General features: G+C 68.7%; 19 protein-coding genes. 18 read left to right on the top strand and 1 reads right to left on the bottom strand.

Features of this window, described 5'->3' with window-relative positions; genetic code table 11:
• Nucleotides 1-114: 114 nt before the first annotated feature.
• The gene (locus ACZ3H8_RS20660) at nucleotides 115-495 is read right to left on the bottom strand and encodes a GntR family transcriptional regulator (RefSeq protein WP_467403815.1); all 381 of its coding nucleotides are present in this window, start codon (nucleotides 493-495) and stop codon (nucleotides 115-117) included.
• A 492-nt stretch (nucleotides 496-987) separates the two neighbouring features.
• On the opposite strand from ACZ3H8_RS20660, the gene ACZ3H8_RS20655 reads away from it, so the two are divergent.
• From ACZ3H8_RS20655 to ACZ3H8_RS20570, 18 genes are all read left to right on the top strand, one after another.
• Nucleotides 988-1,281 carry a hypothetical protein gene (locus tag ACZ3H8_RS20655; RefSeq protein ID WP_467403812.1) on the top strand — a complete coding sequence of 98 codons (294 nt, stop codon included), beginning with the start codon at nucleotides 988-990 and terminating at the stop codon, nucleotides 1,279-1,281.
• Between the two features lie 302 nt (nucleotides 1,282-1,583).
• On the top strand, nucleotides 1,584-2,237 hold the full coding sequence (locus ACZ3H8_RS20650) for a GGDEF domain-containing protein (protein WP_467403810.1): 654 nt from the start codon (nucleotides 1,584-1,586) through the stop codon (nucleotides 2,235-2,237).
• 38 nt (nucleotides 2,238-2,275) lie between these two features.
• On the top strand, nucleotides 2,276-3,241 hold the full coding sequence (locus ACZ3H8_RS20645; protein WP_467404089.1) for a DUF2637 domain-containing protein: 966 nt from the start codon (nucleotides 2,276-2,278) through the stop codon (nucleotides 3,239-3,241).
• Complete coding sequence (locus ACZ3H8_RS20640; RefSeq protein WP_467403807.1) at nucleotides 3,238-3,582, top strand: hypothetical protein; 345 nt, start codon at nucleotides 3,238-3,240, stop codon at nucleotides 3,580-3,582. Before ACZ3H8_RS20645 ends, ACZ3H8_RS20640 begins: the two co-directional genes overlap by 4 nt.
• A gap of 6 nt (nucleotides 3,583-3,588) precedes the next feature.
• A complete protein-coding gene (locus ACZ3H8_RS20635) occupies nucleotides 3,589-3,828 on the top strand; it encodes a hypothetical protein (RefSeq protein WP_467403806.1) in 240 nt (79 codons plus the stop codon).
• The gene (locus tag ACZ3H8_RS20630) at nucleotides 3,828-4,214 is read left to right on the top strand and encodes an RRQRL motif-containing zinc-binding protein (protein ID WP_467403805.1); all 387 of its coding nucleotides are present in this window, start codon (nucleotides 3,828-3,830) and stop codon (nucleotides 4,212-4,214) included. Before ACZ3H8_RS20635 ends, ACZ3H8_RS20630 begins: the two co-directional genes overlap by 1 nt.
• A gap of 93 nt (nucleotides 4,215-4,307) precedes the next feature.
• A complete protein-coding gene (locus tag ACZ3H8_RS20625) occupies nucleotides 4,308-6,533 on the top strand; it encodes a cell division protein FtsK (protein ID WP_467403802.1) in 2,226 nt (741 codons plus the stop codon).
• Between the two features lie 151 nt (nucleotides 6,534-6,684).
• Nucleotides 6,685-6,936: a hypothetical protein gene (locus ACZ3H8_RS20620; RefSeq protein ID WP_467403800.1), complete on the top strand. Its 252-nt coding sequence runs from the start codon at nucleotides 6,685-6,687 to the stop codon at nucleotides 6,934-6,936.
• Nucleotides 6,937-6,952: 16 nt separating this feature from the next.
• Nucleotides 6,953-7,120 (top strand): hypothetical protein, encoded by a 168-nt coding sequence (locus ACZ3H8_RS20615; RefSeq protein ID WP_467403799.1) that lies wholly within the window; start codon nucleotides 6,953-6,955, stop codon nucleotides 7,118-7,120.
• A gap of 24 nt (nucleotides 7,121-7,144) precedes the next feature.
• Nucleotides 7,145-7,333 carry a hypothetical protein gene (locus ACZ3H8_RS20610; RefSeq protein WP_467403796.1) on the top strand — a complete coding sequence of 63 codons (189 nt, stop codon included), beginning with the start codon at nucleotides 7,145-7,147 and terminating at the stop codon, nucleotides 7,331-7,333.
• Between the two features lie 11 nt (nucleotides 7,334-7,344).
• Nucleotides 7,345-7,953: a hypothetical protein gene (locus ACZ3H8_RS20605; RefSeq protein ID WP_467403793.1), complete on the top strand. Its 609-nt coding sequence runs from the start codon at nucleotides 7,345-7,347 to the stop codon at nucleotides 7,951-7,953.
• A gap of 2 nt (nucleotides 7,954-7,955) precedes the next feature.
• Complete coding sequence (locus tag ACZ3H8_RS20600) at nucleotides 7,956-8,426, top strand: hypothetical protein (protein WP_467403792.1); 471 nt, start codon at nucleotides 7,956-7,958, stop codon at nucleotides 8,424-8,426.
• Between the two features lie 88 nt (nucleotides 8,427-8,514).
• A complete protein-coding gene (locus ACZ3H8_RS20595; RefSeq protein ID WP_467403790.1) occupies nucleotides 8,515-9,102 on the top strand; it encodes a DNA cytosine methyltransferase in 588 nt (195 codons plus the stop codon).
• Nucleotides 9,099-9,977 carry a bifunctional DNA primase/polymerase gene (locus ACZ3H8_RS20590; RefSeq protein WP_467403787.1) on the top strand — a complete coding sequence of 293 codons (879 nt, stop codon included), beginning with the start codon at nucleotides 9,099-9,101 and terminating at the stop codon, nucleotides 9,975-9,977. Before ACZ3H8_RS20595 ends, ACZ3H8_RS20590 begins: the two co-directional genes overlap by 4 nt.
• Nucleotides 9,974-10,231 (top strand): hypothetical protein, encoded by a 258-nt coding sequence (locus ACZ3H8_RS20585; RefSeq protein ID WP_467403785.1) that lies wholly within the window; start codon nucleotides 9,974-9,976, stop codon nucleotides 10,229-10,231. Before ACZ3H8_RS20590 ends, ACZ3H8_RS20585 begins: the two co-directional genes overlap by 4 nt.
• Before the next feature lie 5 nt (nucleotides 10,232-10,236).
• The gene (locus tag ACZ3H8_RS20580; RefSeq protein WP_467404086.1) at nucleotides 10,237-11,634 is read left to right on the top strand and encodes a DNA primase family protein; all 1,398 of its coding nucleotides are present in this window, start codon (nucleotides 10,237-10,239) and stop codon (nucleotides 11,632-11,634) included.
• A 118-nt stretch (nucleotides 11,635-11,752) separates the two neighbouring features.
• Complete coding sequence (locus tag ACZ3H8_RS20575) at nucleotides 11,753-11,956, top strand: helix-turn-helix domain-containing protein (RefSeq protein ID WP_467403784.1); 204 nt, start codon at nucleotides 11,753-11,755, stop codon at nucleotides 11,954-11,956.
• Nucleotides 11,957-12,021: 65 nt separating this feature from the next.
• Nucleotides 12,022-13,407, top strand: coding sequence for a tyrosine-type recombinase/integrase (locus ACZ3H8_RS20570; RefSeq protein ID WP_467403781.1), 1,386 nt, complete (start codon nucleotides 12,022-12,024; stop codon nucleotides 13,405-13,407).
• Nucleotides 13,408-13,425 lie beyond the last annotated feature (18 nt).

Genomic DNA, 13,425 nt, shown 5'->3' with positions numbered 1-13,425 from the left:
GGGGGACAGGGAAGGTGACAGAGGGGTGTCACCGGACATGTCCCCTGCTCCGCTCTGCCGTCCCCTGGCTGTCACTTACCTCTCAACTCCCGTTCCTTGCATGCTGGTTGCAGATCACGCACCACCCGGCACGGAGCGGCTTTCGAGCGCTTCGAGCCTGCCGCGAAGTTCCGAGACTTGGGAGGTGAGATGTTCGAGCTGGCGCAGGACTTCAGGAAGGTCGACACCTACGTCGGCTTCGCTACCCTCGGTGGCTTGCTCCGGGTCGCGGGCGTAGCTGCCGCGCGACGTGGTCATGATGAGCCCATCCTCGCGCAGGATCGCAAGGGCTCGCTGCACGGTCATTCCCGAGATCTTGAAGCGCGTGGCCAAGTCCCGCACGGAGCCCACATGGGCTCCGGGCTTGATGTCACCACTCAAGATCTCGTGCCGCAGGATGTCGGCCGCCTGCTCAGACTCCGGCCTGGGGTCGTCTTTAGAGATTTCAGCGCTCATCACGCAATCGAGCGTACCCACCCCTAGTACGACCTAGCACGAGTCTGTGCCACCCTCTTGCGCCATGGTACGTGCTAGTACATGCTGTTACGCATCAGCACGGCGAGCCCGAAGGGGCTTCACCTGTTGTGTCCGCAAGTGCTTGACCTGCAAGACCGCACGACCAGGAGCCCCGCGGTGGACGGGGGGAGGCGACCCGGCGCCTTGGCATTAACCGGAGGGCTTAGACCGAAAGGTCACGTCTCCATACGCCTACTTCGAGGCCGGACAGCTCTACCTCACACGGGAGCGCGGTCGCGATGAAGGAGACACGCACTGCCTCAACTTCCGCAGCGCCCGACTGGGCTGCGGCCGGTTGCCTCCTCCGCCCGTCTCGTACGGGCGGGGCTGAGGGGAGCCGGACATCCCCTGGTCTCCAACGGCGCGCGGCCCCGGTGCTCGAACACCGGGGCCGCTGGTTTGGGCCGTTCCGCCCTGAGAGGAGTACGACCCATGAAGAACATCGTTGCTGGTCATGTGGCTGTTACCGCCACAGAGTTCGTTGAGCTCGCGCTCGGCACCCCGCTGGATCTGTGGCTGGGTGTGGAGGGCGAGAGCGAGATGGAACGGGCGGCGCGGCTGGACGCGGCCCGCGACATCCTCGCCGACGACCCCGGCCTGTACGACACCGTCACCCGGATCGCTGTGGAGGCGATCGAGGCCCACGCGCCGGGTCTGCTGAACGTCATCCCGCTGTCCCGCCCGGCCAAAGCCAAGAACCGCAAGTCCCTCAAGGCGGTGGCGTGATGGCTATCCGCGACTGGATCGCGCGCCCCGTCTTGTACGTCCTCGTTCACGCGCCGCGCCGGATGGCCTCCTACTCGGCTCCGCTGGCGGACCGTGTGGCGGACTGGGCCGGGTGGCGCTGGACCCTGGACGAGGACACGCCGCTCCCCCTGGTCGAGGGTCTGCACGTCACGGACTGCCAGGGCAGCGCGGACTTCGGGCCGTTCGAGACTTCCGCACTTCGTCTATGTGCCGGGTACGCCGCTTGCTCAGGTCGAGGCGGAGATGCTGGCCCCCATGCAGCGCCGTGCGGGGGGCGGGTCATGAGCCACACGATGACGGCACTGGCCGCATCCCTGCCGCTGGCGGCCGGTTGGTCTGTGCACAGTCTGTGGATGAGCCGCCGGATCGAGGCGGCGCGGCGTGATCCGCTGACCGGTCTCGTGACTCGGGACGCGTTCACCGAGCGCGCCACTCGGGCGGTGGCCGATGGTCGTAGTGCCGTCTACCTGATCGACCTGGACCGGTTCAAGGAGATCAACGACACGCACGGGCACGCCGCTGGTGATGCGGTGCTCCGCGCCACGGGTGAGCGGCTCACCGCATGGGCCCGGCTGAACGATGGCGTGGCAGCGCGGTTGGGCGGGGATGAGTTCGCCGCCGTCACCAAGGTCCGCAGCCAGGCTGAGCTGGTGTGGATGCTGGACGAGCTGAACCACGCTCTCCGGCAGCCCGTTCATCACCACGGCCGCACGCTCGCGGTCGGCGCGTCGATTGGCGCGGTCCGCTGCGAGGCGAGCGGCACCGATTTCTCCGGGCTGCTGCGCCGGGCGGATGAAGCCATGTACACCGCCAAGCGCAACGGCGGTGGCCGCTTCCTGACCGAACGGCTCGCCCCGGTTCGCCCCACGGTCAACGGCCGCCGGGCCGGACGACGCGGCACCCACCACACCGTCTCGGAAGGGAGCACGCCGTGAGCACTGGCGAAGAGGCCCCGCCGCTGAAGCGGAGCGAGATGGGACTGATGGGCTTCGGCGCGCTGGCCGCTGCCGGGGTCGGGGCACTCGGTCTGGCGTCCTCCTTCGACGCCGTGTCGTCCGCTGCGGTGCGGTGGGGATTCGGGGAGCCGTGGATGCTGCCCGTCGGCATCGACGCGGCGATCCCCGCATTCACCGTGGCCAACCTGCTGTTGATCCGGATGAACATGCCGCTCGCCTGGGTGCGGTTCGTGCCATGGATCCTGACCGGCGTGACGTGCTGGCTCAACATCGCGGCCGGACACGGCATGTCGGCCAAGCTGGCGCACGGCACGATGCCTCTGCTGTGGGTCGTGTTCTCCGAGATCGCCGCCCACATCTACGCCGTCCGCATCGGAGCTGCGACCGGGACGCGGATGGAAAAGATCCGCCGCTCCCGCTGGCTGCTCGCACCGCTGTCCACGTTCGCGCTGTGGCGGCGCATGACGCTGTGGGAGATCACCTCCTACAGCGAAGCCCTGGCACGCGAGCAGCGGCGGCAGTTGGCCCGCGCGGAGCTCCGCCAGGAGCACGGCCGCCAGTGGCGGCGACACACCCCGCACCGCACCCGGGTCCTGCTCAAGATGGGCGACCTCACCCCCGGCGGCACTCCCGATGAGGAGCCGCTGCCCAAGCCCCCGCCCGCCAACCCGGCACCGGCCAAGGATCGGGAGCGCAAGCCGCGGGCCCCGCACCGGTCGGCCAAGTCGAAGGCGGCCCGCACGCCGGAGGAACTGCTCTCCGACGCACGCACCATCACGGCCGGCTGGGCCGATGCGGACCTGAACGCGGACGCGATCCGCAAGGCCGTTCATACCTCGCAGGCCAACGCACGGATGCTGCGCGACGCGCTCAAGGCGGAGCGTGCCGAGGCGGCCCGCTTCCGGCCCGGACCGCCCACCACCGGCCAGAGCGACACCGACCAGCGCGACACCGACAAAGAAGGAGAGGGAGCAGCAGCATGAGCGCTGAGAGTCTGCACCGACTGGAGCCCGCGATCCACACCCTTGGCGACCTGGCCAAGGTGTTCGGTCACCTCCCGGCCACGGACATGGCGGTCAAGACCGTCTACGAGGGCGATGAGTTCCGTCCGGCGGTCGTGATCAGCGTGCACGACGGGCTGGCCGACTTCGAGGCGTGGCGCGAGGTCCTGGGTATTCGCCCCGAGGACGTGAAGCACCAGCTGCTGTCCATGGCGGCCTCGCTGACAGCGGCGACGGAGTGGGGTGGGGTGTGGATTGAGGTCCACGGCTACGGCCCGCTGCCGGTTCCCGAGCTGCAGCCCGCGCAGGCGGTGGCGGCATGATCGGCAATGTCACCGCGGCCTCTGAAGTCGAGCAGATGCGCGTCGAACTCAACGCTGCTGAAGAAGCGCGTCACCGCGCTGGAGAGGCCCGCCGTCGAAGCCAAGCGCGGCGAGGTCCAACTGTCGTATCGGCAGCTCGCAGCGCAGGCCCGGGAGGACCGCGACTACGAGGGCGAACAGGCTGTGCTGCACCGCTTGGAGCAGCGGGAGGCCGCTTGGCGGGCCGAAGACGAGGCGGCTGACTGATGTCCCCGACGTCCGGCAATTGCTACGACCCGAAGGGCACCACGTACGGGGTCCCTACCTACCCGTGGCGGTTCGCCCCGGACGGATACGCCACCCGCCGTCAGCTCCGAGATCGCGGGTTACGGCCTGGCGACCAGCCGGTCGCCGCGCAGGTGATGCGCCGGGCCCGCGGCTGTAAGGCCGGGGTGCTGGTGGCCTACCTGTACCGCATCGACCGGGCCAAGCCCGTGCGGCCGATGACGCGTGCGAAGCGGGCCGCGCTCGCCAAGGCGATGGCCGCCCGCCGCTGGTGCCCCGTCCACAAGGGCGACGCGGGTTACTGCATCCCCACCTCGCTCGGCATGTGCATCCCCTGCGCCTACCCCGAGGAACAGCGCGCCGCATGACCCGTACGACTCGCCAAGTGGGGGCCCGGACGCCTGCCGTCCAAAGCGCTGTCCGGGCCCCTTCCAACCCCGTGTCCCAGGGAGGGACGTTCAGTGAATCACGACGACGAAAGCGAACTGTTCAACCGACTCGAAGCCGACATGGCCACCGACCCCGCAGCCGACTCCGGGGCGGATGTGGTCGATCTCGACAAGGCACGATCCGCCCGCAGCAAGTCGGCCGACCCCGAGACGAGCGAGTCGCCCGACCCGACCCCGAAGCAGTCGGGTGCCGAGTCGGGCGGGCAGTTCGACTGGCCCATGGACGACGACGAGACGCCCGTGGCGCGGCCGGTGGATTCACCGACGCTGCCGTCTCCCGGGGTCACCACCTACAAGCGCCGGCCGATCGTGCCGAGTTGGCTGACCTCGAAGTTCGGGTTCGTTACCACGGTGCAGCGCGCGGCCGGGAACGCCGCGTACGCCACGGCGTATCACGGCATCCGAACTCCCTGGTATGCGTTGCAGCTTGGTCTGCTCGCCCCGCGCGGCATGGCCCGTCTGGTGCGGGAGACCGGCCGGTGGGTGTGGGACGCGGAGGGTGCGCCGCTGCGCGCCTATGAGGTGCAGCAGGAGAACACGGCCGAGTACCTGAAGCTGTCGCGGCAGCGGGATGGGCGGGTGCGGCTGCGGGTCCTGGTCGCCACGGTCGGCATCGTGTTCGGCGCCGCATTCGCGCTGACCGTGTATGTGATGGCCCCGGGCTGGCTCGCGGTGTTCGCGTCGGCCGCTGTGCTGGTGGCGGGGTTCTGGGGTGCTCCGCAGGATCAGCCGGTGATCGGCCCGGCGGTGCTGAAGACCGAGCTGCAGAAGCTCACCGGTCCGATCGTGCTGCGCGCGCTGGACAACATCGGCAACGCGAAGCTGTCGGCCGCCATCAAGAAGGGCGGCGACATGAACGGCATGCGGTTCACCTCCGAGATCACCCGCGACGGGCCCGGCTACCGCGCCGACGTGGACCTGCCCTGGGGTGTCGTGCCCGACGACGTCATGGAGGCCCGCCAAGCGCTGGCTTCAGGGCTGCGGCGCAAGGTGGGCTGTGTGTGGCCGGCGCCCGACCCGGACGAGCACGAGGGGCGCATGGTCTTGTGGGTGGGCGACCGGCCGATGAACGAGACGACCAAGCCGCCGTGGCCGCTGCTGAAGGACGGGCAGGTGGACCTGTTCAAGCCGGTCGTGTTCGGCAATGACCAGCGCATGCGGGACATGACCGTGACCCTGATGTTCGCGGCCATCGTCATCGGCTCCATTCCCCGCATGGGCAAGACGTTCCTGCTCAGGCTGCTGCTGCTCATCGCCGGGCTCGACCCGCGGGCGCAGCTGTACGCGTTCGACCTGAAGGGCACCGGCGACCTCGGCGCCCTGGAGCCGATCTGCCACCGCTACCGGGCAGGCGAGGAAGACGAGGACATCGAGTACATCCTGCACGCGCTGCGGGAGCTGAAGGAAGAACTGCGGCGCCGGGCAAAGGTCATCAAGTCGCTGCCCCGCTCGATCTGCCCCGAGTCGAAGGTGACGCCGCAGCTGGCCAGCGACAAGCGGTATGGGCTGCACCCGATCGCGATGGGCATCGACGAGTGCCAGGTGCTGTTCGAGCACGAGAAGCACGGGGCCGAGATCGAAGCCATCTGCACGGACATCACCAAGCGAGGACCGGCGCTCGGCATCGTCGGCATGTTCGCCACGCAGCGCCCGGACGCCAAGTCCCTGCCGCCCGGTATCTCCGCGAACGCGGTGCTGCGGTTCTGCCTGAAGGTCATGGGCCACCAGGCCAACGACATGGTTCTCGGCACCGGCGCCTACAAGGCTGGCATCCGCGCCACCATGTTCAGCCGCTCCGACCTGGGCATCTGCTGGATGTCCGGCGAAGGGGACGACCCGCGCATCGTCGCCTCGGCGTTCGTGGACGCGGTCGCGGCCGAACGGGTCGTGGTCCGGGCCCGGAAGATGCGCGAGGAGTACGGCAACCTCACCGGCCACGCGATTGGTCAGCAGCCCGAGAGTGGGGAGGCCACCTTCGATCTGCTCGCCGACATCCTGCGCGTCGTGCCGGCGGACGAGGACAAGGTGTGGAACGAGAAGGTCGCCACCCGCCTCGCGACCCTGCGCCCTGAAATCTACGCAGGGTGGAAGGCCGAGACCGTCGCCAAGAACCTCGGCCCGCAAGGCATCACCGCCCAGGACGTCTGGGGCACCACCGACCGCGGCAAGGGCACCACGCGGCGCGGCATCGTCCCCGCCGACATCACCAAGGTCATCACTGAACGTGACGGAAAGTAGTCCGGGAGCTGACGCGTACTGGTGCTAGACCTAGCAGCCACCGCTGCTAGGTCTAGCACCTCCACTAGCACCCCATACCGGGTCTGATCAGCAACCTCGCACCTAGCACCCCACCTGCGGAAACCCCGGAAACCCGCCTGGAAGGCACCCCATGACGCTACTCCTCCTTGCTAGCGCCTGCCTCCTCGTCGTCACTCTCGGTTACGTCAGTCTGTGTGCCGCTTCGCCATTCGGCGACTGCCGCAAGTGCAAGGGCTTCGGCTACGCGCTCAAGAAAGACCGCCGCGGAAACCTCAAGCCCGGCAAGACCTGCCGCCGCTGCCGAGGCGACCGCAAGCGCATACGCATCGGCCGCCACCTCTACAACGTCGCCGCCCGCCTCTACCAGGACGGCACCCGCTGACCCAGGGAGACCCGCCATGGACCACAACCCCGACCAGCCCACCCCCAACGTCATCGTCGTCCACGACGAGGCCTTGGACTTCCCAGCCCCCGCAGACGCCCCGCGATGGGGCAAGAGCACGGCCACGTACCAGGACCTGCTGCGGCATGCTGCCGAGATGCGCCACCGCTTCGAGACCTGCTGACCACCCGACCCGAAGGGAACACCGATGGCCATCACCGTCTCGCTCGTCGCCCTGTTCGGACTCGTGCTGTTCTTCCTGCTGCGCTCCAAGACCCTCGGCTACGGCTCCGCGTTCGTCGCCATGATGTTCGGCTTCTACCTCGCCTCCACAGGCGCGTCGGGGCCGATGAACGAACTGACCACCGCCGTCGTCAACGCCATCGGCGACCTGTAGAGGAGCGTGCGATGAACCAACCCATCGTCGCCCGCCACTGGCTCACCATCGCCGCCCCCAAAGCGGCACCCGCACTGGCCACCTCCACGGTGCTCATCCTCGGCCGGATCTGGAACGCCAACGGCGCTGAACACTCCGTCGGCAACGCCGCGTTGATGGTCGTTCTCGCCACCGGAGCCGCGACGGCCGGCGCTTTCGCCTCCGCCGGACGCGCCGGGGACAGCGTCATCGCCGGAACCGCGTTTGCCGCCTCCGGCGGGCTCGCCCTCGCCGGGGTCGCCGGATACGCCGACGGTCTCCCGTTGCCGCTGCTGCTCTGGGTGCTGGCCACCGCCGTCGCTTACGGCACTGCGGCCCGCTATTGGCGCACCGACCGCCGCGAGAGCGTCGCCCACAACCGGCACATCAGCGCGAAACGCGAGGAACACGCGCACGTCGAGCGCGTGGAAGCGCTGCGCGCCGGGGCACAGATCGAGGTTGCTCGATCGGGGGCCGCCTACGCCGAATCCCTCGCCACCGCCCTCATCACCCGCGCCGCCCTGCCCGGCTTCGACCCCAAGGCCCTTGAGAGTGCGGGCCTGCCCGAACTCCCCACCATCAACCGCCCGCCGGAGGACTGAGAATGTTCGAGATCCGCATCATCTGCGACCCCGCCGACACCGACCGCATCACCACCGCGCTGAACGGCATCTTCGACACCGGCGCCGTGCGCCGCCTGCCCTCCCGGTACACGGACATGCAGCGGCTGTACGTCACCGCCGATCACCGGTCGCTGCCGCAGCCGCAGACGTGGACGACGCCGGAAGAGGCATACGCCACCGCCCCGTGCATCACCAGCGAGCTTGGATGGACCGCCTACCACGCCGTTGGGCGTCCAACCGGTGCCCTGCTCGGGCGGGAGTTCTGGCTCCGCAGGGCCGCGGTCCTGGACCGCATCGCCCTCGGGGACGAGGCCGGGGAGGTGTTCGCCGATGCATGCGAGGTCGCCACCGATGCGGCCCGCCGCCTGCTCGACATCGACCACGTCGAGGGCATCGCCGACCCGCGCGGCTACGTCCGCCAGGAATACGCCCTGTGGGCCAAGAACCAGTAGCTATGCCAAGGGCGGCCCCCTCTCACGCCAATGAAACCGGGGCCGCCCTTGTCCACCCGATCCCAACAGATCTGTGGAGGTCTCCAGCATGACCCACCCCACCGACATCCGGCGAGAGCGCGCCTTAGGGACGCGCCTGCTGGACGCGATCCGTGTTCTGGACGCGTTCTGCTGCATCGGCGGCGCCACGCGTGGCTACCAGTCCCTCGGATGGCACGTCACCGGCGTCGACATTCAGGCTCAGCCGGACTACTGCGGCGATGCCTTCCACCGGGGCGACGCCATCAAGTTCATCCGCGCCCACGGCCACGAATTCGACTTCATCCACGCCTCACCGCCCTGCCAGGGCGAGGGTGCACCCACCAAGGGCACCAACGCGTCCCGCAACGCGGTGATCGGCCGCACCTACCCCCGGCTCATCGCACCGACCCGCGCCGCCCTGGAAGCCACCGGCCGCCCGTACGTGATCGAGAACGTGGCCGGTTCGGAGGTCCGCAAGGACATCCGGCTGTGCGGGGAACAGTTCGGGCTCGGCGTGCTCATGCACCGCTACTTCGAACTCGGCCGGTGGACTGCCGCTCAGCCGACCCACCCCACGCATCGGGGCAAGGTGCGCGGTTGGAGGCACGGCCGCGCCTACCTCGCCACCACAGCGACGCTGAGGGAGGCGGCATGAGCACCGTGAACTACCTGCTGCACACCGCGCTGCACCTGGCCACGGCCAACGTGCCGGTACTGCCCTTGCGGGACGGCAAGGGGCCGTTCGGGAACTGCCGCGCGTGCGCCAAGAACGCCTGCGGTGGACGGCCGAACATGAAGAGCGCGGGCACCTGCCGTTGCGCGGGCGTCTGCCACGCATGGGCCGCCGCCACCACCGACCCGAGGGTGATCACCTCCCGCGCGTGGGCGGCGGCATGGCGTCAGGCCGTCTGTGTCGGCTACCACCCCGGCGGCGCCGGACTGACCGTCGTCGACCTCGACAACGCGGCGGCCGTCGTATGGGCCCGTGCCACCCTGCCCGCCACCCGGATCGTGCCGACGACGCGCGGGCAGCACTGGATCTACCAGGGCGCCATGCGGTCGCACAACGCGGTCCGGCCCGGTGTCGACGTCAAGTCGCTCATGTCCTACGCCCGCTGGCTGGGACCCGGCACCGGCCGCATGACCGCACTGCCGCCGGCCGTCCGCGCCCTGGTCGTGAAGGAAGACACCACCCCGCCGCCGGGGAGGGTGGTGTCTTCCGTCCCCGGCGGCGCCACGTGGGACCGGAGCGTGGCCACCGGGTGCCGCCACACCGAGCGGTTCGTGCGTACCGGCCTCGAACGCGGCCTTGCCCTGGTGCGGGAGCGCACCGAATCGGGGGCCGGATCACAGGCGTTCGGGGCTGCTCGCTTCCTGGCCGTCCAGCACGCCGGATGCCCCGGACCGTGCGGACTGGACCTGATCGGGGAGGAGATCGTGGCCGCCGCCGTCTTGGTGGGCGTCCCGGAGGACTACGCCCGCCGCGCCGTCACCAACGGCCTTGAGACGGCCTCAGGGCGTGCGGCATGAAGGACGTCGCCCGCAAGGGCGTCCTATCTGCCTTTAGTTCTGACCGGCAGCAGGGGGACGGCCGTTATCCCGTCGCGTGGCTCCGCATCACCGCACCGTACGGCGCGGTGCCGACCGCCACGTCGAAGTGCCTGTGCGGCCGGGACCGCACCGCCGTTGGCCGCCCCCGGGTGCTCGCTCTGATCGACGCGCACACCGCCCACCGCGACGAATGCTCGCTCCGTACTTCCCGGGAAGGGAGGACCGCCGCGTGACCGGCATGAAGGAACTGCCCGCACCGTCCAACCCGTTGGCCGTAGCCCGCCGCCTGCTGCCGGACTGGCAGACCGAGGTCGGACAGCTCGTCCGCCGGCGCTGGCGCGCCTCCTGGATGCGCTGGACCGGAACGAGTTGGCGGGAGCTGGACGAAGCACAGGTGCGCGCGGCCATGTACACGCGCCTGGAACACGCCTGCTACAGCACCCCTGGCAAGGACGGACAGCCGGAGCTGCGGGAGTGGGCACCGACGAAGCAGAAGATCAGCAACCTGCTTGACGCACTCGGAGCCATCACCCTGCTGTCCACCGACACCGATGCCCCCACCTGGCTCGACAACGAGGGCGAGGGCGAACAGGACGACGGTCCGATCGTGGCGTGCAAGAACGGGCTGCTGAGGATCCGGGACCGCGCGCTGCTGCCCCACACGCCCGGCTTCTTCAACCTCGTGTCCGTCCCCTTCGCCTACAACCCCACCGCCACGGCGCCGACATGGGAACACTTCCTGTCGCAAGTCTGGCCCGACGACACCGACGCCATCACCGCACTACAGGAGTGGTTCGGCTACGTCCTGTCCGGCCGCACCGACCTACAGAAGATCCTGCTCATCGTGGGCCCCTCCCGCTCGGGCAAGGGCACCATCGCGCGGGTGTTGAAAGCGCTGGTCGGTAAGGAGAACCTTGCCGGCCCGACGCTGGCCGGGCTGGGCACGAACTTCGGGTTGTCGACTCTGGTCGGCAAATCGCTGGCGATCATCTCCGACGCACGGCTGTCCGGCAACGACAACAGTCAGGTGGTGGAGCGGCTGCTGACCATCTCGGGTGACGACACCATCGACGTCGACCGCAAGTACCGCGAGCAGTGGACCGGCAAGCTGCCCTCCCGGCTGATGATCCTGTCCAACGAGCTGCCGCACTTCGGCGACTCCTCCGGGGTCATCGCCAACCGTTTCGTGCTGCTCAGCATGCGGTTGTCGTGGCTGGGCAAGGAAGACCCCACCCTCACCGACCGGCTCACCGCCGAGATGCCCGGCATCCTCAACTGGGCTCTCGACGGGCTGGCCCGTCTCCAGCGCACAGGCCGGATCACAGAACCAAAGTCCAGCCGTGAAGCGGTCACCACCATGCGGGACACGGCCTCACCCACCAGCGCGTTCGTCCGCGAACGCTGCACCACCGGACCCACGTGCAGCGTGCCCGTGGACGCCCTGTGGACGGTCTGGCGCGAGTGGGCCGAAGACAACGGCGTCCGCGCCGGCACGAAGCAGGTGTTTGGCCGCAACCTGCTCTCCGTCATCCCCCAACTCAACCGCACCCGACCCCGCGACGCCTACGGCCAGCAAGTGGCCACCTACAACGGGATCGCCCTCAACCTGTCCGAACCACATCTGCCTGAGTCGTGACTCATCGCGACTCAACACCCAGCCAACCCGCTCTGAGTCGCGATGAGTCACGACTCAGAGCAATGTCACTCCATCTCAGTTCGAGCTCCGAGCAGTCCCGCCACGGAGGTACGCCCCGATGAGTACCGCCCTCGTACCGCCCGCCGAGCAGTTGCTCTACACCCCAGAGGAGGCCGCCACGGTCCTCCGATTCGGCCGATCAACCGTCTACGAGCTGATGGCCGAAGGGGTCCTGAAGTACGTCAAGCGAGGCCGCTCCCGCCGCATCCGTCGGAGCGACCTTGAGGCCTACGTGAACGCCCTCGAACCGATGCCCAACTGACCCACGAACACCTGAGGCGGCCCCAGACCGATACGTCTGGGGCCGCCTCCCGCATGGAGGAACACATGAGCCCCCGCAATCCGAATCTGGAGTCGTCTGTCTACGAGGGCAATGACGGTTGGTGGCACGGCCGCGTGACGATGGGCGTCAAGGACGACGGAAGCCCGGACCGGCGCCACCGCAGGGCCAAGACCGAGCCTGAAGTACGCCGCAAAGTTCGCGAGTTGGAGAAGCTGCGGGACAAGGGGCGCGCCCCCAAGGCCGGCCGCAAGCCGACCGTAGAGCAGTGGATGACCACGTACCTGACCAACATTGCGAGCCTGAAGCTCAAGCCGCGCTCCCTGGACGACTACTGGTCCAAGACCCGCAACGACATCATTCCCGGCATCGGCAAGCACCGGCTCGACAAACTCCAGCCGGAGCACCTTGAGCGGATGTACCGCGTCATGCTCGACGAGGGGCACGCGCCGTCCCATGTACTCAAGGTTCACCGCATCCTGTCGCGCGCCCTGAAAATCGCCCACCGTCGCAGGATCATCAGCGAGAACGTGGCCACGCTCGTGGACCCGCCGACGGTCGACGAGACGGAGGCGAACCCGTTCACGAAGGAAGAGGCCAAGGCATTTCTGGAAGCCGCAGCGAAGCGGCCCACCTTCATGCGGTGGTGCGTCGGTGTGGGGATGGGCTTTCGGCAGGGCGAGACGCTCGGCTTGCGGTGGTCGTACGTGGACTTCGAAAACGAGCTGTTCCACCCCCAGTGGCAGCTTCAACGCCTCACGTGGCGCCACGGTTGCAAGGACCCCCATGCCTGCGGCGAGCGGCTCCACCGTTTCGAACCGTGTCCACCGGACTGCAAGACGCACAGGAACTACAAGCGCGGATGCCCCAAGCCGTGCCCCAACGAGTGCACGAAGCACGCGAGCGCGTGCCCCGAGCGCAAGGGCGGAGGCCTGGTCTTCACCCGTCCCAAGACCAAGAAGAGCACGAATGCCGTGCCCATCCCGCCCCCATTCATCCCGTACCTGCACGAGCACAAAGCCCAGCAAGAGGAAATGCGCGCCGTAGCGGGCGACGCATGGCAGGAACACGAAGTGGTCTTCAGCCGACCGGACGGGCGCCCCCTGGATCCTCGCGCGGACTGGGAAGAGTTCAAAGAACTACTGGCGGAAGCGGGCATCGACGACCGCCGCCTCTACGACGGCAGTCGCCACACCGCCGGCACCATCCTCAACGAACTCGGGGTGGACATGCCGACCATCATGGAGATCCTCCGGCACACCCAGATCAGCCAGACCCGCCGGTACGTGAAGGGAAGATCACACCTCTCCAAGGACGCGATGCGCCGCATGGGAGACCACTTCATGCCTGGCCCGGAACCCGCAACTGAGACCAAAACTGAGACCGAGGACCGCCGCGCAGCCCGTGCACGGCGCCGCCGCCGCATCCGCTAAAAGCAAAAGCCCCAGGTC

The sequence above is a fragment of the Streptomyces sp. NPDC002868 genome, assembly GCF_055563295.1.
The sequence above is the reverse complement of the archived record's forward strand: the minus strand, read 5'-3'. Positions and strand labels throughout refer to the sequence as shown.